General features: G+C 65.7%; 13 protein-coding genes and 1 pseudogene. 4 read left to right on the plus strand and 10 right to left on the minus strand.

The features are described 5' to 3' along the window. Window positions 1-73: 73 nt before the first annotated feature. The 3 genes from JQ507_03355 to JQ507_03365 all read right to left on the minus strand — a co-directional run bounded on the left by JQ507_03355 (window position 74) and on the right by JQ507_03365 (window position 3,798). Entirely contained in the window at window positions 74-1,141 is a 1,068-nt protein-coding gene (locus tag JQ507_03355; protein ID QRI70588.1) for a phospholipase, read from the minus strand. A gap of 22 nt (window positions 1,142-1,163) precedes the next feature. Further along, on the minus strand, window positions 1,164-2,135 hold the full coding sequence (locus tag JQ507_03360; protein QRI70589.1) for a serine protease: 972 nt from the start codon (window positions 2,133-2,135) through the stop codon (window positions 1,164-1,166). A gap of 145 nt (window positions 2,136-2,280) precedes the next feature. Beyond that, entirely contained in the window at window positions 2,281-3,798 is a 1,518-nt protein-coding gene (locus tag JQ507_03365) for an AMP-binding protein (GenBank protein QRI70590.1), read from the minus strand. Between the two features lie 320 nt (window positions 3,799-4,118). On the opposite strand from JQ507_03365, the gene JQ507_03370 reads away from it, so the two are divergent. Continuing rightward, the gene (locus JQ507_03370) at window positions 4,119-4,400 is read left to right on the plus strand and encodes a PilZ domain-containing protein (GenBank protein ID QRI70591.1); all 282 of its coding nucleotides are present in this window, start codon (window positions 4,119-4,121) and stop codon (window positions 4,398-4,400) included. An 81-nt stretch (window positions 4,401-4,481) separates the two neighbouring features. Here JQ507_03370 and JQ507_03375 read toward each other — a convergent pair. The 5 genes and pseudogenes from JQ507_03375 to JQ507_03395 form a co-directional block, all read right to left on the minus strand. Then, window positions 4,482-6,000: pseudogene (locus JQ507_03375) on the minus strand (hypothetical protein). Between the two features lie 75 nt (window positions 6,001-6,075). Next, window positions 6,076-6,354, minus strand: coding sequence for a hypothetical protein (locus JQ507_03380; protein ID QRI70592.1), 279 nt, complete (start codon window positions 6,352-6,354; stop codon window positions 6,076-6,078). A gap of 671 nt (window positions 6,355-7,025) precedes the next feature. Continuing rightward, complete coding sequence (locus JQ507_03385) at window positions 7,026-8,054, minus strand: peptidoglycan -binding protein (GenBank protein ID QRI70593.1); 1,029 nt, start codon at window positions 8,052-8,054, stop codon at window positions 7,026-7,028. A 21-nt stretch (window positions 8,055-8,075) separates the two neighbouring features. Next, on the minus strand, window positions 8,076-8,444 hold the full coding sequence (locus JQ507_03390; GenBank protein ID QRI70594.1) for a VOC family protein: 369 nt from the start codon (window positions 8,442-8,444) through the stop codon (window positions 8,076-8,078). A 15-nt stretch (window positions 8,445-8,459) separates the two neighbouring features. Then, window positions 8,460-9,458, minus strand: coding sequence for a flagellar motor protein MotA (locus JQ507_03395; protein ID QRI70595.1), 999 nt, complete (start codon window positions 9,456-9,458; stop codon window positions 8,460-8,462). A gap of 538 nt (window positions 9,459-9,996) precedes the next feature. Between JQ507_03395 and JQ507_03400 the strand changes: the two genes are divergently transcribed. The 3 genes from JQ507_03400 (at window position 9,997) to JQ507_03410 (ending at window position 15,635) form a co-directional block, all read left to right on the plus strand. Continuing rightward, window positions 9,997-11,202 carry an efflux RND transporter periplasmic adaptor subunit gene (locus JQ507_03400; GenBank protein ID QRI70596.1) on the plus strand — a complete coding sequence of 402 codons (1,206 nt, stop codon included), beginning with the start codon at window positions 9,997-9,999 and terminating at the stop codon, window positions 11,200-11,202. 6 nt (window positions 11,203-11,208) lie between these two features. Then, entirely contained in the window at window positions 11,209-14,361 is a 3,153-nt protein-coding gene (locus JQ507_03405; GenBank protein ID QRI70597.1) for a multidrug efflux RND transporter permease subunit, read from the plus strand. 137 nt (window positions 14,362-14,498) lie between these two features. Further along, window positions 14,499-15,635 (plus strand): AAA family ATPase, encoded by a 1,137-nt coding sequence (locus JQ507_03410; protein QRI70598.1) that lies wholly within the window; start codon window positions 14,499-14,501, stop codon window positions 15,633-15,635. 14 nt (window positions 15,636-15,649) lie between these two features. Here JQ507_03410 and JQ507_03415 read toward each other — a convergent pair whose 3' ends face one another. Further along, window positions 15,650-16,444: an inositol monophosphatase gene (locus JQ507_03415; GenBank protein QRI70599.1), complete on the minus strand. Its 795-nt coding sequence runs from the start codon at window positions 16,442-16,444 to the stop codon at window positions 15,650-15,652. Between the two features lie 233 nt (window positions 16,445-16,677). Further along, the gene (locus JQ507_03420; protein ID QRI70600.1) at window positions 16,678-17,763 is read right to left on the minus strand and encodes a sel1 repeat family protein; all 1,086 of its coding nucleotides are present in this window, start codon (window positions 17,761-17,763) and stop codon (window positions 16,678-16,680) included. Window positions 17,764-17,770: the final 7 nt, after the last annotated feature.

The following is a 17,770-nucleotide window of genomic DNA, read 5'->3' on the forward strand; positions in this document are numbered from 1 at the left end:
GATGATCTCTGCGTGTGAACGGTCAACCGTTCCTGCGTGCGCTGTACGCCGGGCCGCGACGGTCCCTTCGGCCTCACATGCTGCTCAGCCAGCGAAAAATCTCCGCGTTGATCTCGCGCGGATAGGTGTGGCTGAGATCGTCGATCTCGCGATAGGTCACGCTGGCGCCGGCGGCCGACAGCAGGCCTTGGGTCTGCCGCGCGGTCTGCACCGGGAACATCCAGTCGAGCTTGCCGTGAGTGATGAAGATCGGCAGGCCGCGCAACCGGTCCGCATCGGCCATTTCAGCCATCAGCGGATGGAAGGTCGCCGCGACCGGTGCCAGATGCGTGAAGCGCGAGGCGCCTTCGAGCCCGGTCACATAGCTGAAGGTGCCGCCGTCGCTCATGCCGGTCAGCAGCATCCGTGTCGCGTCGACGTTCCAGCGCGCGGACACCTGATCGAGGATGCGGTTGAGGTTCGGCGTGTCGGTGTCGTCGCCCATCAGCGCCCAGGTCTGGCCGGTCGCGGTCGGCGCCACCAGGATAGCGCCGCGGCTGCGCGCGTCGCGCAGCCAGCTCCACAGGAAGCCGCGGCCGTTGCCGCTGCCGCCGTGCAGCGCCATCACCAGCGGCCAGGCGCGATCGGGCGTGTAGTATTCCGGCACATACATCGAGAAGCCGCCGCGGCTGCCCGGTTCGTTGCGCTCATGAAAGATACCGGTGTCGTCGTTGGGCGTGGCGGCGAGCTTGGCCTGCAGCTCGGCATCCTCGCGCAGGTCGGGCGCGATGAAGAAGCCGCTGACCGGCGGCAATTCCGTCAGCGGATAAAGCGCCTCCTGCGCGCGCGGCAGATAGCGCAGCGCGCGGAATACGCCGACGAGGTCGCCTTCGCCGTTCTGCACTGCGCGCAGCCCTGCATAGGCGGCGAGCGCCGGTTCGATGGCAGCGTCAAGTGCAGTCTTGATGTGCGCGAATTTCTCCGGCCAATCGGCCAGCCGCGGCCGAACCGCCTGCAACGCCTCCTCGGGCTCGCCTGCGATCTGCATCACGCGATCGAAGTCCGGCGGATTCAGGTTGCGGGCGACGAAGGTCAGCGATTCCAGCGTCTGCAACAGCGGCGGCAGCACGGCCACGATGTCGTCAACCACGGCCTCGCTCATCGTTGCTGCCTCTCGTTCTGTACTAATGCAGCCGCGGCGCCTTCAGCAGCTTCATGCGGTCGATCGAGGTCAGCGTCACGTCGAAGGTGACGCCCTCGTGATAGACCGTCAGCGGCACGTCGACGCCGGCGGTGCCGAGCGACCAGAGCTTGCGGTAGAAGCCGGTCTGGCTCGTTACCTTGTCGCCGTCGACCGCGAGGATCACGTCGCCGGTCTTCAGCTCGGCGCGCGCCGCCGGTCCCTTGCTGGCGACGCCGACCACCACGAGGCGGTTGTCGATCTCGGTCGTGTACATGCCGAGCCACGGCCGCGCCGGCTTGTCGACACGGCCGAATCTGCGCAGGTCGCCGAGCACCGGCTTGAGCAGGTCGATCGGCACGATCATGTTGACATGCTCGGCGCGGCCCGAGCGTTCGCGCTCGAGCTGCAGCGAGCCGATGCCGATCAGCTCGCCGGCATTGTTGATCAGTCCGGTGCCGCCCCAGTTCGGATGCGCCGGATAGGTGAAGATCGCCTCGTCGAGCAGATATTCCCAATAGCCCGCGAATTCCTGCTTCGCCGCGATCTGGCTCGCGACCGAGCGCGTGCGGCCGCCGGCGCCACCGAGCACGACATTGTCGCCGACCTGCGTCGCCGCCGACGAGCCGATCGGCAGCGGATCGATGTCGAGCCTGCCGAGCGCCTGCACCAGGCCGAAGCCGGATTCGAAATCGAAGCCGAGCGCGTGACCCTCGACCGCGCGGCCGTCGCCGAGATGCAGCCACACCGTGGCGGCTTCGGTGATCAGGTAGCCGATCGTCAGCACCAGCCCGTTGTCGATCAGGACGCCGTTGCCGGTGCGCTCGGTGCCGAGCGTCTCGGCGCTGAATGCATCAGGCGGAATGATCGAGTGCAGCCCGACCACGCTCATCAGTGCACGATCGAGGTCATAGCGGTAATCTTCGGGGCGAGGCTGAAAGGCCGCTGGCACTTTCGGTTCGGTCGTGGAGGGCATCTGGGATCTCCTGGCGTGCAGGGGCGCTGGAACCTCAAGCTAATCCGAGGTTCTGCCGGCAGGGAAGATGGAATGATATACCCTGCGCGGCGGCCTGCACAGCTCATCTGGCGTGCAGACCTCCCTCTCGCAAGACAAAATGAACTTATTCGCTTTTGGTTGCCGCGCGCGCCGGCATGATGCGGAAGGCGCGGTTGTCCTTGATCCACGCGGCGCGCTCGTCGCGCAGCATCGTGCGGCGGACCTTTCCGGAATCATCGCGCGGCGCGGTGGTGACGCGCTCGAAGCTTTCCGGATGCTTGTAGCGGCTGAGCCGGTCCTTGAGGAAATCACCCATGCCGTCGGCAATCTCCTGCGCGTCGGTGTCGTCGGCGAGCTCGAGGATCGCATGCACGCGTTGGCCGAATTCCGGATCGGGCAATCCGACCACGACGCAGGAGCGCACCTTGGGATGTTCGCTGACCGCGGCCTCGACCTCGGCCGGATAGATGTTGGCGCCGCCGCGCAGCACCATGTCGGCAAGCCGGTCGCCGAGATAGAGATAGCCCTCTTCATCCAGACGTCCGATATCGCCGAGCGATTCCCAACCGTCCGGCCGCCGCTTCGGCGTGGCGCCGAGATAGTGATAGGTCGAGCCGGCGCCGTCATTGGGCAGGAAGTAGATCTCGCCGGTCTCGCCGGGCTTAACGTCGTTGCCGTCCTCGCCGATGATACGCAGCTTGGCGGTCTCGCCGATCTTGCCGACCGAGCCCTTGTGAGCCATCCACTCGACGCCCGAGATCACGCAGGCGCCCTGCCGCTCGGTGCCGCCATAAAGCTCCCACACCCGCTCCGGCCCGAGCCATTCGATCCACTTCTCCTTCAGCCAGGGCGGCATCGGAGCTGCCATATGAAACACGATCTGCAGGCTCGAGACATCGTAGCGGTTGCGCACTTCCTCGGGCAGCGCCCAGATCCGGTGCATCATGGTCGGCACGAAGTTGACCCATTGCACGCGCTCGCGCTCGATCAGCCGCAGCGTCTCCTCGGCGTCGAACTTCACCATGCCGGTCAGCTTGCCGCCGCCGAACAAAGCGGAGTGCGACAGGATGAACGGCGCGTTGTGATAGAGCGGGCCGGGGTTGAGCAGCGAGGCCTGATGCGGAATCCCGAGCATCAGCGGCGTCGTGGTTTCGATCACGGCGGGGTTGTGGTCGAGGATCACCTTCGGCCGCCCGGTCGAGCCACCGCTCGTCATCGCCTTCCAGTAGCGCGCGACCGGCGCGTCGAGCGGCTCCCCGGAAAATCCCTCAGGCACGAAATTCACCGGCAGCGAATTCGGTGCATTCCAGTCGGCTTCACCACCGACCACCAATGACGGTTTCAAAATCTCGAGCACCGCGGCGGCCTCGCCGCGCGGCAGCCGCCACGACAACGAGGTCGGCGTCGCGCCGCATTTCCACACCGCGAAGGTGGTCTCAAAGAATGCGTTGCTGTTGGGCAGCCCGATCGCGACGAAGTCGCCGGGCTTGACGCCCTTGGCGGCGAAGGCGCGCGCCCGCGCATTGGCGCGGCGCTCGAGCTCATGCCAGGTCAGCGCATCCGCGCCGTGGCTGACGGCGATCGAATCAGCGGGCTTGCGTTCGGCATACCAGCGCGGCACGTCGGCCAAGGGGATCAGCATGGATCGTTTCCGTCGGAAAAGGCGGCTTGAAGCGCTCTTGTTGCAGGGATGTGGCCAAAGCCACGGCTGACACTTCACCAACAGTGCGGTCGCGGTGTCAAGGTCCGGAGCGCCAATATGGGCAGTATCCCGCTGAGGGAACTGCGGAATCTCCGTTTGCTAAAAGCCGCGTCAAGATTCCGGTAAAGTTCAAGCGATCACGCTAAGCCGGACTTTACGGGGGAACGGCATTGTGGCCCGTGCGGTGACATGCCGGGCGCGTCGATCGACCTGCGCGGTCCTAAGGTTTTCAATGACCAATGTCTTCAAGGACGACGACGATGGCGAGCAATGGAGCACGTATCAAGGTCAGTCGCGAGCCGCGGCGCCAGCTCAACAATCGCGCGGCGTGGATCACGGTCGACGACGGCGTGACTGAGAACGCCTGCGCCGTGGTCGACATCTCGCCCGGCGGCGCCAAGATCACCACCGAGGTCGAGTTCGACGTGAAGGACCGCCTCGCGCTGACGCTGCTCGCCGACCACGCCAAGCGCTACCCCTGCGAGGTGGTGTGGCGCCGCGGCAAGACCTACGGGCTCAAATTCGTCACCGCGGAGGCGTAGCCGGACGCGCCGGCCGCGGAGCCGGTCGGCGCGGCGTAGCCGAAGGCTCTGCCGCGCGACGGCGAGACCGTACCCGGCGGTTCAGCGATCAACCCGATAGAGCTTTGCGAATTCGCCGTCATGGAGCGGCGAGAGCTTCTCGATCGTCTGAAATCCCGGCTTTGGGTCGATCAGGAGCACATAATCGAAATGCGAGCGCCAGCCGACCAGGTAGCGCGACCACTTTAGGGTTTCCGCCGAGAACGGTTCGTTGGCCAGCGCCTCCCAGTCGACCGGCTCCCGTCAGCGGCTGAGACATTCGATCGAACGGCGGCAGAATGGACACCGGTTGTTGCGCCGGGTCGGCAAACAACAATGGCCAGAACGCCCTGCGCTCAACGGGGAGCAATGCCGGGAGGTGGTTGGTCAGCCGGCCAATGCCGGGCAGCGTGCGGCGCGCCGGAGGCGCCATCGTCCGTTTCCCCGACGAGCCCGTCGCGAGCAGGACGCGCGCGCCGGGCTCGACGCCGTCGATTGCCGCGCGCAGATCGGCAAGGTCGTCCCGGCTGTCGATCCAGGTCGCAGCGACGCTCGCCGAGCGGACGAGAATCAAGGCCGCAACAGCAATGCCGAACATCATTGCCTCCCGCCGCGCGATCCGGGGCTGCACCCCCGCGAACAGCAGCAATGCGACCATCACCGCAGCCCGCAGATCTACGTAGGACCCTCCCTTTATTCGCAGGGGCGCGGCGATGTAGACGATTGCCAGCACGGCGATCGCAAGCCGCAGCCCCGGAGCAAATGCGAGATGACGGCGCATGGCGACCAGCGCGACGATAACGGCGACGGCGGTCACGATCGTCAGCTCGACGTTCGGTATCGTGAATGGGCTGAACGGCCTCATCAGTTTGACGATCGCATGCCACGCGCCGAGCGACGTGGCGGTGTCGCTGAACGGACTGAGCCGATACAGCACGAGCGCCGGCGCGAGAGCGATCAGGATCGGGATCGCGGCCTTCATGAAATCGCGCGCGGTGACCGTGCCCGATGACCAGCGTCTCCGGAGTCCCGATGCCTCTTCTGCACCGATCAGGAGGAATAGAAAGGCGAGCCCGAAGATGTGGATGAAGAAGGTCGCGACCGCGGCGATCGCGCCGGCCAGCGTCTTCCACCCGGAACGGTTCCGCCGGCGCAACGCAACCCAGGCGGCCGCACCGATCAGCGCCAGGCCCAGCGAGAACAGGAAATTCATGAAACCCATGAAGAAGGCCGCGTTGTAGGCGACCAGTCCCGACGCCAGCGGCCAATAGGAACGGCAGCCGAAAGCGACCCGATGGTACACGACCGCGCCGCCCACCGGCGCGAGCAGGCTCAGTGCCAGCAATATTCGGCCACCGGTGTGCGTATCGGTTATGCGCAGCAGCCCGGCCCCGATGACGTCCATGCCGAGATTGGGCAAGATCGTCCAATGCGGCGCATATATCTTCGAGAGCACCGGGTCGTCCGGATGCGCCAGGATGAAGAACCGCGCGAGGTGATTTGGATAGTCCGCGAGCGGCGGCACATCGATGACGAGAAGGGGAGCCAGCAGCACGATCGCAAGCACCACCGCCGTCGCCAGCCACGGCCAGGCCGCTTCGCGCATCAATTGAACGTCGCTGCCAGACGCCTTGGCCAGGGGGGCGTGCATCGGCGGCTATTCCAACTCGCCCGCTGGCGCGCAGTGCATTCGAAAGGCGCAGCCATAGGCCCGCGCCGTGGTCGCAGGCAGCAACGCAAACCAGGCGATGGCCACGATCACGTTCTGGAGCCTGACGTTCAGGATCGTCTGAACGAACCGGATGCGAAATTCTCGCGCGGCGAGATAGGCAGCGAGCAGCACCGCGCAGATCGTGCCGAGCCCATTCCAACCGATCGCGACGTGCCGGAACCCGGAAGCATAGGAGATCGCGAACGCGCCGATCAGGAACAGCACGATCGGCACCCAGAGCACCGCACCGCGCGTTCGTTCGTGGTTGGGGTGCTCTGCTGCATTACCTGTGGTTGTCACGCGGTCATGTCGCACGCAGTCCATTAATGTTCAATTACGCATTTGAAGCGTTTGGTAACGTGCAACCTCTGGAGTTGAAGAAATCAGCCGTCAACCCCGCTTTCGGCGATATGCCTCAAGCGGCGCCTCTCGATCGCGACCGTGATCGGGCTCGACCTGAGGGTTCCACCGCTACGAATCTGATCGATGGGCCCGCGCCAACCAGGCGCTGGTCGATCAACTCGGCCGGATCGCGCCGTGGCAGCGGTCGAAGTGCAGGGCGCGCGCTATCCGGAGCAGTTGCTCGGGATGGTCGGGCGCCGAGAGCGTTCCGCTCTCTTCGCCGGGGCTCGCGAAGCGAGAGCCCGGGATCCATTCCAACGCTTGTTTTGCGGCTCAATGGATTCCGGGCTCAGCCCTTCGGGCTGCCCCGGAATGACGATGGTGAACCATCCCTAGCGTCGTCCTGGCGAAAGCCAGGACCCATTACCCCAAATCTCGATTGTTGCGCGACGCCGTGGCGGCGATCCCGTTCATCACCGAATGCGGTGGTTATGGGTCCTGGCTTTCGCCAGGACGACGGGTGGTTAGAGCCGGAGCGGGTGACCGCTTCTGCCCTAGCGTTCCGTCAGCTTCAGCTCGATGCGGCGGTTGCGCTTGTAGGCGTCTTCGGTCTGCGCGGTGTCGAGCGGCTGGAATTCGGCGAAGCCGGCCGCGACCAGACGCTGCGCGGGCACGCCGAGCGAGACCAGATATTGCACCACCGAGATCGCGCGCGCGGAGGATAGCTCCCAGTTTGACTTGAACAGCGGGCTGTTGATCGGCCGCACGTCGGTGTGGCCGTCGACGCGCAGCACCCAGGCGATCTCGGGGGGGATCTGCTTGTCGAGATCGATCAACGCGTTCGCTACCGTGTCGAGCTCGGTCTTGCCCTCCGGCAGCAAGGTCGCCTGGCCGGTGTCGAAGAACACTTCGGACTGGAATACGAAGCGATCGCCGACGATGCGGATATCGGGGCGGTTGCCCAGGATCGCGCGCAGCCGGCCGAAGAATTCCGAGCGGTACTTCGACAATTCCTGCACCCGCTGCGCCAGCGCGACGTTGAGGCGCTGGCCGAGATCGGCGATCCGGTTCTGCGATTCCTTGTCACGCTTCTCGGAGGCATCGAGCGCCTCCTCGAGCGCGGCGAGCTGGCGGCGCAGAGCGCTGATCTGCTGGTTCAGCACCTCGATCTGTGCCAGCGCGCGCGACGACACACTCTTCTCGGACTCCAGCGCCTTGTTCAGCTCGTTGGCGCGGCCCTGCGCGTCGTTGCCGGAATTGGCGAGCCCTTCATAGAGCCCCTTCATGCGGTCGCGCTCGCCCTCAGCCGAGGCGAGGCCGGCGCGGAGCTGCGACACCTGGTCGTCGAGCGTCAGCCTGGAAAGCTTCTCCAGCGACAAGAGGTCGTTGAGCTGGGCGATCTTGGCGGTGAGCTGCTCCAGCGCCTTGTCCTTGCCGGTCACTTCCTGCGACAGGAAGAACTGCACGACGAGGAACACCGACAGCAGGAACACGATCGACAGCACCAGCGTCGACAGCGCGTCGACAAAGCCGGGCCAGTAGTTGAAGCCGGATTCGCTGCGGCGCGAGCGGGCGAGGGCCATCTGGTTTCCCTTTACTTCCTGTCAGTGCGGCGCGTGGCAGACGGCTTCGATGTTGTGGCCGTCGGGGTCGAGCACGAAAGCACCGTAGTAGTTTGCATGATAGTGCGGCCGAATTCCGGGCCGCCCATTGTCCCTGCCGCCGGCCTTGATCGCGTCGTCGTAGAAGCGATCGACGGTGGCGCGATCGTTTGCCGTGAAGGCGATGTGGGCGCCGGTCTGCGGCGTGCCGCGCCGGCCGATCCAGAAGAAGGCCTTCGGATGGATGCCATAGCCGGCAAACTCGGCACCCTCTGCATAAAGGCGGCTGATGCCGAGGGAGCGCAAGGCCGCATCATAGAAGGCCTTGGACCGCTCGATATCGCTGATGCCGATGGTCACGTGGTCCAGCACATCGGCCTCCGTGGCTCAGCTCTTCTCGGGCTGGCGGGCGAGGCGTTCGAGCAGCCGCTTGATCTCGCGGTTCTGCTCGCCCTGGCCGTCGGCCCATTCGCGGATCATCTGTTGCTCGGTGCGCATATGCGCGACCAGCCCCTGGATTGCCTCCGCCAGATTGGCCATCGCCGCCGTGGTGTTGCGACCACCCGCGCCGCCGCCACCCTCCTCGAAGGTGGCACGCAGCCGGTCGATCGCGCCCTGCAGATCGGCGCCGCCGGTCCCGACGCCGTCACCTGAGATGCCGCGCACCGTGGTGGCGAGCCAGTCCTCGAGGTCGGTGTAGAAGCGGTTCTGGGCCTGGCTCGACTGCAGGTCGAGGAAGCCGAGGATCAGCGAGCCGGCGAGGCCGAACAGCGAGGACGAGAACGAGATGCCCATGCCGCCGAGCGGGGCGGCAAGGCCCTCCTTCAGCGTATCGAACAGCGCGCCGGCGTCGCCGCCGACCTTGAGCCCGTCGATCACCTTGCCGACCGAGCCGACCGTCTCGATCAGGCCCCAGAAGGTGCCGAGCAGGCCGAGGAACACGAGCAGGCCGGTCATGTAGCGCGAGATGTCGCGGGCTTCATCCAGGCGGGTTGCGATCGAATCCAGCAGATGCCGCATGGTCTGCTGCGAGATCGACATCCGTCCGGTGCGCTCGCCGCCGAGGATCGCAGCCATCGGGGCAAGCAACGTCGGCCGGCGCTCGATGGCGAGGCCGGGATCGGCGATGCGGAAATTATTGACCCAGGCCACTTCAGGATAGAGCCGGATCACCTGCCGGAACGCCAGGATGACGCCGATCAGCAGCACCGCGCCGATCAGGGCGTTGAGCCCGGGATTGGCGAAGAAGGCGGTGACGATCTGCTTGTACAGCACGACCCCGACCAGGCCGCAGAGCACCAGGAATACCAGCATCCGCACCAGGAAGATCCTGGGCGAGGACAGCTTGCTCAGTTCGATCTCCATCTCGGAGCGGGAAGGGGGCATTGCCGGATCATCCGTTCGCGAAGGCCGCATCTGTCAGCAATATGGCACAGCGGCGGAGTGAGGAAAGCCGAATCCAAAGGCGGATGGCAGAACCCTGGGTCGAGATCGGGGGGACTGTCGCCGCCTTGCGCAGCTTTGCGGCCGGTCGCCGCATCACCGTTCGCGCGCGCCCCCCGGGGCCACGCGCTGATCGCGAGATCAGGCCGATTTGCAGGCATCGTCGGGCGAGGCGCGCGATGCACGGTGATTCGGCAGGATTGTCGCATCATGATCCGCGGTGCGGCATTCCTGTGCAGGCAAACAGCCCGTTCCCGCTCACGCAGTCCTTAACGCATTCCCACAGCCTGCGATGGAACCCGCTCACAATGCGGTGACGACATGAAAGATGCCGCGAAATCAGGATGATAGCGTTGTGTGACAATGAGCCGCCCGACAAGCGCATTGCTTCGCAGCAGGCAGATTTTATTTTCACGAGCAGAGGCGGCGTCGTGGCGATGCCGCCATTTGTTCATTCCAACCCACAGGGGCGATCATCTCAATGTCTGGACTTCGCGCGCAATCGGCATGCATTGCTCTGATGCTGGCCGTGACGGCGCCACTGCTTGCCGGCTGCAACGAACCGAACTCCGCAACCGCCGCCGTACAAGCATCCGAGCCGGACGTCAGTGTGGTCACCGTGAAGGAGCAGGCGCGCGCGATGGTACGCGAGCTGCCGGGCCGCATCGCCCCGACCCGCGTTTCCGAGGTCCGCCCGCGCGTCTCCGGTATCGTCGTCAACCGCATGTTCCATCAGGGCAGCGAGGTGAAGGTCGGCGACCCCCTGTACCAGATCGATCCGCGCCCGTTCGAAGTCGAGTTGCAGTCGACCGAGGCGGCGCTGGCGCGCGCCAAGGCCGTGCTCGAGCAGACCTCGCTGCAGGCCCGCCGCATCGCAACCCTCACCAACCAGCGTGCGACCTCGGAGGCCGAGAACGAGAAGGCGATCGCCAATTTGAAGCAGGCCGAAGCCGACGTGCAGGGCCGCGAGGCCGACGTCGCGCGTGCCAAGCTCAACCTGGACTATGCGACGATTCGTGCGCCGATCGACGGCACCATTGGCGCTGCTGTGATCAGCGAAGGCGCGCTCGTCGTGCAGAACGACGCCGCGAGCCTTGCGACCATCCAGCAGCTGGATCCGATCTATGCTGACTTCCAGCAGTCGGTGACCGAAATGAACCAGCTCCGCCGCGCCCTCGAGAGCGGCGATCTCGACCGCATCGCGCCCGATGCGATGAAGGTGCGCCTCGTGCTCGACGACGGCTCGATCTATCCGCTGCTGGGCAAGCTGCTGTTCTCCGACGCCAAGGTCGATGCCCATACCGGGCAAGTGACCCTGCGCGGCGAATTCCCGAACCCGAATCGCGTCCTGCTGCCGGGCATGTATGTCCGCGTGCAGATCGAGCAGGGCATTGACACCGATGCGATCGCGGTGCCGCAGCAGGCGATCCAGCGCAATGGCGGCGGCGGCAGCGAGGTGTTCGTCGTCAAGGACGACAATCGCGTCGCGGTCCAGCCGGTGCGCACCGGCTCGCTGCAGGGCGGCACCTGGTTCGTGACCGACGGCCTCAAGGCCGGCGACAAGGTGGTCGTCGAAGGATTCCAGAAATTTGCCGCCGGCGACAAGGTCCGGCCGTTGGCCTGGCGTGAGATCGACGCTGCTGCAGCACAATCGGATTCGCAGCAGACCGCGCACGCGAAGCAGTGATCCGACATGCCTAGCTTCTTCATCGACAGGCCGATCTTCGCCTGGGTCGTCGCCCTGTTCATCTGTCTGGTCGGCGCAATCTCGATTCCGCTGCTCGCGGTCGCGCAGTATCCGATCATCGCGCCGCCCTCGATCTCGATCTCGACCAGCTATCCCGGCGCGTCGCCGGAGAACCTCTACAACAGCGTGACGCGGCTGATCGAGGAGGAGCTCAACGGCGCCGCCAACATCCTGAACTTCGAATCGACCTCCGACTCGCTCGGCCAGGTCGAGATCATCGCCAACTTCAAGCCGGGCACCGACACCGGCCAGGCCTCGGTCGAGGTGCAGAACCGCCTCAAGCGCGTCGAGGCGCGGCTGCCGCGCGCCGTGATCCAGCAGGGCATCCTGGTCGAGGAAGCGTCCTCGGCCGTGCTGCAGATCATCACGCTGAACTCGACCGACGGTTCGCTGGATGAAGTGGGCCTCGGCGACTTCATGATCCGCAACGTGCTGGGCGAGGTGCGCCGCATCCCCGGCGTCGGCCGCGCCACGCTGTATTCGACCGAGCGCAGCTTGCGCATCTGGATCGATCCGGCCAAGCTGGTCGGCTACGGCCTCTCCGCAGACGACGTCAACCGCGCGATCACGGCGCAGAACGCCCAGGTCGCTTCCGGCAGCATCGGCGCCGAGCCGAGCACGGATACGCAAAAGATTTCCGCGCAGGTGCTGGTGAAGGGCCAGCTCTCCTCGCCCGACGAGTTCGGCGCGATCATCCTGCGCGCAAATGCCGACGGCTCGACGGTACGGCTGCGTGACGTCGCGCGGATCGAGATCGGCGGCCTCAGCTACCAGTTCAACACCCGTCTCGACGGCAAGCCGACCGCGGGCCTGTCGGTGCTGCTGTCGCCGAAGGGCAATGCGCTGGCGACCGCGAGCGCGGTCGAGGCCAAGATGAAGGAGCTGTCGCGCTTCTTCCCGGCCAACATCTCCTACGAAATCCCCTACAACATCACGCCGGTGGTGAAGGCCTCGATCGAGAAGGTCCTGATGACCCTGGTCGAGGCGGTGGTGCTGGTGTTCATCGTGATGTTCCTGTTCCTGCAGAACATCCGCTACACCATCATTCCGACCATCGTGGTGCCGGTGGCGCTGCTCGGCACCTGCGCCACGCTGATGGCGGTGGGTTACTCGATCAACATGCTGACCATGTTCGGCATGGTGCTGGCGGTCGGCATCCTGGTCGACGACGCCATCGTCGTGGTCGAGAACGTCGAGCGCATCATGGCCGAGGAAGGCCTGCCGCCGAAGGAAGCGACCCGGAAGGCGATGTCGCAGATCACCAGTGCCATCATCGGCATCACGCTGGTGCTGATGGCGGTGTTCGTGCCGATGGCGTTCTTCCCGGGCTCGGTCGGCATCATCTACCGCCAGTTCTCGGTCACCATGGTGGCGGCGATCGCGTTCTCGGCGCTGCTCGCGCTGTCGCTGACGCCGGCGCTGTGCGCGACCTTGCTCAAGCCGGTCGAGAAGGGCCACGGCCATGCCCGCAAGGGCGTGTTCGGCTGGTTCAACCGCGTGCTCGACACCAGCCGCGCCGGCTATACGCGCACGGTGCAGGGCTCGCTGAAGCGCACCGGCCGCCTGATGGCGATCTATCTCGTGCTGTTCGCGGCCGTCGCCTATGGCTTCGTCCGGCTGCCCGGCGGCTTCCTGCCGGTCGATGACCAGGGCTTCATCACGACCGACGTGCAGACGCCGTCGGAATCGTCCTATGCGCGCACGGAAGGTGCGGTCGAGCAGGTCGAGAAGTACCTGAAGAACCGCGCCGGCATCGAGAACGTCACATTCCTCACCGGCTTCAGCTTCCTCGGCCAGGGCATGAACACCGCGCAGGCCTTCATCACGCTGAAGGACTGGTCGGAGCGCGGCCCGAAGGAGTCCGCTGCCGCCATCGTCGCGGACATCAACCGCGATTTGTCGTCGGTGCGCGACGCAAAAATCTCGGCGCTGCAGCCGCCGCCGATCGACAATCTCGGCAACTCCTCGGGCTTCTCGTTCCGCCTGCAGGACCGCGGCCAGAAGGGCTATGCGGCGCTGATCGCGGCGTCCGACCGGCTGATCGCGGAGGCCAATGCCGGCCCTGTGCTGCAGAAGGTCTATGTCGAAGGCCTGCCGCCGGCGCCGCAGGTCAATCTGATGATCGACCGCGAGAAGGCCGGTGCGTTCGGCCTCACCTTCGAGGACATCAACAACACGATCTCGACCAATCTCGGCTCGAACTACGTCAACGACTTCCCGAACCGCGGGCGCATGCAGCGCGTCATCGTGCAGGCCGACAAGACCAGTCGCATGAACGCGGACGACATCCTCAATTACAATGTAAAGAACAGCCGCGGTCAGCTGGTGCCGTTCTCGGCCTTTGCCAGCATCGAATGGACGAAGGGGCCGACGCAGATCGCGGGCTTCAACTATTATCCGGCGGTGCGCATCTCCGGCGAGGCGAAGCCGGGCTTCACCTCGGGTGACGCGATCGCCGAGATGGAGCGGCTTGCCGACAAGCTGCCGCGCGGCTTCGGCTATGAGTGGACCGGCCAGTCGCTGCAGGAGAAGCTGTCGGGCTCGCAGGCGCCGTTCCTGCTCGGCCTGTCCGTGCTGGTGGTATTCCTGCTGCTCGCCGCGCTCTATGAGAGCTGGACCATTCCGCTCGCGGTGCTGCTGACGATTCCGCTCGGCATTTTCGGCGCCGTGGTGGCGGCGACGCTGCGCGGCCTGTCCAACGACGTCTATTTCACCGTCGGCCTGATCACCATCATCGGCCTGGCCGCCAAGGACGCGATCCTGATCATCGAGTTCGCCAAGGACCTGCGCGCGCAGGGCAAGCCGCTGGTCGAGGCGACCATCGAGGCGTGTAGTCTCCGATTCCGCCCGATCCTGATGACCGGCCTCGCCTTCGTCTGCGGCGTGCTGCCGATGGCGATCGCGACCGGCGCCGGCGGCGCCAGCCAGCAGGCGCTCGGCACCAGTGTGATGGGCGGCATGATCGCCGTCGTCATCCTCGCGCTGCTCCTGGTGCCGGTGTTCTTCGTCAGCGTGCAGCGCGTGCTGGCTGGTGACCGGGAGAAGGTCGAGAAGCCGGAAGTCTACGGCCCGCCGGCGCCGGTAGCGGGCGGCCACTGACATCGAGGCCGGTCCTGATTGAATCAGGGCCGGCTTGCTTTCGCAGCATCGCCAATCCAGACTGCATCTCTGGATTGAATGGATTGTCCTTGGCACGGTGACGGAATGCGCAGGCATCGGCCGATCGAGAGCAGGTGATGCGCCCGACCGACATCGAGATCGCGAATTATCGTTCCATTCGCCGGCTCTTCATGCCCATCCACCCGCTGTCGGTGTTCGTCGGCGAGAACGGCGTCGGCAAATCCAATCTCTACAAGTCGATGTCACTGTTGCGCGACGCGGCGACGGGCCGGATCACCCACACCATCGCCGATGAAGGCGGATTGAATTCGGTCTCCTGGTCCGGCATGCGCAAGCGGGGCGACGATCCCCGGCTGCGGCTGGCCACACGATTCGACGACATCAAATATTCGATCGAGCTCGGATACCCCGGCCCGGTTGAGGCGGCGTTTGCCGGCGAGCCGATGATCAGGTCCGAGCGGATCGAGATGATCCGCGGCAAGCGAAAAGTCCTGATGGTGGAGAGGACGAACGCGCTGGTCAGCATCCGCAACGAGAGCGGCGTGTGGGAAAGCCACAAGGACGCCCTGCTGCCATCCGAAACCGTGCTGGCCGGCTTCTTTGACGGCAAGAACTCCCCCGAGATCGACCAGATCAGAAACGCGATGCTGGGCTGGCGGTTCTATCACGACTTCCGGACCGATCATGCGTCGCCGATCCGAAAGCCCTGCCTCGCGGTCACGACGCCGTCGCTGAGTGCCGACGGCAGCGATCTGGCCGCGACGCTCGCAACGCTCTACTCCATCCGGCAGGATGCCGCCGAGCTGCAGGCCGCGGTCGAGGATGCATTCCCGGATGCGGAGCTCCGCGCATGGGTAGAAAACGGCCCGTGCGAGTTCGATCTAAGGCTTGCGGATATGCCGCGCCCGTTCAAGGCCCACGAATTGTCCGACGGGACGCTGAAATATATCTGCCTGCTCGCCGTGTTCATGGGCTACCGGCTGCCTCCGTTCATCGTGCTGAACGAGCCGGAGGCGAGCCTGCATCCATCGCTGCTGGCGCCGTTGGCGCGGCTGATCGCCAAGGCGTCGCGCCGCGCCGACATCTGGATCGTCACCCACTCGGACCATTTGATGGAGGCGCTGCGTAGCGAGAGTTCGGTCCCGTTGCGCCGGGTGGTCAAGGTGAAGGGCGCCACCGCCATCGAAGGCCTCAGCGCCGGCGGTGAATTTCGCGACGGGGAGGACGACGGCGATAATGACGACGACGAATAGCCTGCGCTGTCGCCCTATTGCCCGAGCGGCTTCAGGATCTTGATCAGCTCGCCGTGCACGAACTCGTTGCCGCCGACGACGTGGCCGGTCTGCAGCGGGTCGTCATTGCCCTGGATGCCGGAGACGGTGCCGCCGGCTTCCCGGATCATCAGCAGGCCGGCCGCGAGGTCCCAGGGCTGCAGATTGCGTTCCCAATAACCGTCGAGGCGGCCGGCGGCGACGAAGGCGAGGTCGAGCGAGGCGGCGCCGAAGCGGCGGAAGCCCGCGACCTTGCTCTGCAGCGCGGCCAGCTCCTGCAACGCCAGCTGGTGGTTGCCGCGGCCGATATGCGGCAGGCCGCAGGCGACCACGCATTCGTTGAGCTGGCGGCGGCCGGCGACGCGCAGCCGCTGGTCGTTGAGGAACGCGCCCTTGCCGCGCTCGGCGATGTAGAGTTCGTCATTGGCGGGATTGTAGATCACGCCCGCGATCACGGTGTCTTCGCGCAGCAGCCCGATCGAGATCGCGAATTGCGGGATGCCGTGCAGGAAATTGGTGGTGCCGTCGAGCGGATCGACGATCCAGGTGTGGCTCTTGTCGGAGCCTTCGCGCTTGCCGCCTTCCTCGCCCAGGAACCCGTAACCGGGCCGGGCCTTTTCGAGGTCGGTGTAGAGCATCTCCTCGGCGCGCTTGTCGGCCAGCGAAACGAAATTCGCCGGCCCCTTCAGCGACACCTGGAGATGCTCGATCTCGCCGAGGTCGCGCTTGAGGCTGCGGCCGGCGCGGCGCGCGGCCTTGACCATGACATTGATGAGGGCGGAGTAGAGCATGATGAGAACTTGTGACCGAGATTGTGAATGTCGATAGAGCGGCGGGCGCAAATCTCAGCCCGTCATCCTGAGGAGCACGAAGCGCGTCTCGAAGGATCGACGGCCCGGTCCGGGGCCGTGCATCCTTCGAGGCTCGCTCCGCTCGCACCTCAGGATGACGGGCGGAAAAAGAACGGAACGCGGCCACCTAGGCTTCGGACTGGGTGCCCTCTGGAAGTGGCGCCGTCAAGGCGTCATTTGACGTTGTTTCCGATCCATTTTCGGGCAGCGGCCTCCCCCTTGGCGCGGTCTTCCGGGGGCATGTCGGCGAGGATGTCGTCGAGTTCGGGGTCGCCCTTGCCGGCGGTCTTGGCGACGGTGTGCCATTTCAGCGCCTCGACCTTGTCGACCGGGGCGCCGGCGCCGGTCGCCAGCACGTGGGCGAGGCGGTTTTGCGCGATCGCGCTGTTCTGCCGGGCCGCCTTGCGCAGCAGCGCCACCGCCGCCGGCACGTTCCGCGGCGTGCCGGAGCCGTTGTAGAGCGCGATGGCATATTCGACCTCGGCATCGACATTGTCGGCCAGCGAGGCGGCCTGCAGCAGCCGTGCGGCTTTCTCGAGGTCTTTCGGCACGCCGGTGCCTTCCTTGTAGAAGGTCGCGAGCGCGTATTGCGCCTCGGGGCTGCCGGCATCCGCCGCCATCCGCAGCAACTCGGCGGAGCGGCGGAGGTCCTGCGGCAGGGTCTGGCCGTCGAGATAGAGCAGCGCGAGATTATAGGCAGCCTTGGGCTCGCCGAGCTTGGCCGCCGATGCCAGCAGCTTGACCGCGGAATCCTTGTCCACGGTGCCGCCGCGGCCAGCGATCCGCATCATGGCGAGCGCGAACATCGCCTCGCGGTCGCCGGCGTCGGAGGCGCGCTTGTACCAGTCGTCGGCCTTGGCATAGTCGCGCTTGACGCCGAGCCCGTTGGCATAGAGCTCGCCCAGCATCGTCATGGCCTTGGCATCGTTGCTGTTCTGCGCGCGCGCCGTGGCGAGGTCGAATGCGGTCTTGTACATGCCGCGCTGATAGGCGCCGTAGACGAGGTCGACATTGGGATCGTCCGGCGTCGGGGAGGGCGTCGGCGTTGCCGATGCGCCGGGCTTCGGCGTCGTCGTTGCGGCGGGCTTCGGCGCAGGCTTCTTCGCGGCCGGCGCATGCACCTTCGGCTTCTCCTTCGGTGCCTCCTTCTTCGCGGGCGTCGGCGGCTGTGCCGGCGGCGTGATCGAGAGCTGCGCCATCGCGCCGCTCGTCAGCATCATGCAGCCGAGCGCAACACCTATCGGACGCAGGCACGTCATTCCGGCA

The organism is Bradyrhizobium sp. PSBB068, from assembly GCA_016839165.1.
GTDB lineage: Bacteria > Pseudomonadota > Alphaproteobacteria > Rhizobiales > Xanthobacteraceae > Bradyrhizobium.

What these genes read in the sequence shown, in the direction of transcription:
- JQ507_03395 (QRI70595.1), bottom strand. Translation starts at nt 9,458, where the DNA reads ATGCCCCCTTCCCGCTCCGAGATGGAGATCGAACTGAGCAAGCTGTCC.
- JQ507_03415 (QRI70599.1), bottom strand. Translation starts at nt 16,444, where the DNA reads ATGCTCTACTCCGCCCTCATCAATGTCATGGTCAAGGCCGCGCGCCGC.
- JQ507_03365 (QRI70590.1), bottom strand. Translation starts at nt 3,798, where the DNA reads ATGCTGATCCCCTTGGCCGACGTGCCGCGCTGGTATGCCGAACGCAAG.
- JQ507_03385 (QRI70593.1), bottom strand. Translation starts at nt 8,054, where the DNA reads ATGGCCCTCGCCCGCTCGCGCCGCAGCGAATCCGGCTTCAACTACTGG.
- JQ507_03410 (QRI70598.1), top strand. Translation starts at nt 14,499, where the DNA reads ATGCGCCCGACCGACATCGAGATCGCGAATTATCGTTCCATTCGCCGG.
- JQ507_03370 (QRI70591.1), top strand. Translation starts at nt 4,119, where the DNA reads ATGGCGAGCAATGGAGCACGTATCAAGGTCAGTCGCGAGCCGCGGCGC.
- JQ507_03405 (QRI70597.1), top strand. Translation starts at nt 11,209, where the DNA reads ATGCCTAGCTTCTTCATCGACAGGCCGATCTTCGCCTGGGTCGTCGCC.
- JQ507_03420 (QRI70600.1), bottom strand. Translation starts at nt 17,763, where the DNA reads ATGACGTGCCTGCGTCCGATAGGTGTTGCGCTCGGCTGCATGATGCTG.
- JQ507_03400 (QRI70596.1), top strand. Translation starts at nt 9,997, where the DNA reads ATGTCTGGACTTCGCGCGCAATCGGCATGCATTGCTCTGATGCTGGCC.
- JQ507_03360 (QRI70589.1), bottom strand. Translation starts at nt 2,135, where the DNA reads ATGCCCTCCACGACCGAACCGAAAGTGCCAGCGGCCTTTCAGCCTCGC.
- JQ507_03355 (QRI70588.1), bottom strand. Translation starts at nt 1,141, where the DNA reads ATGAGCGAGGCCGTGGTTGACGACATCGTGGCCGTGCTGCCGCCGCTG.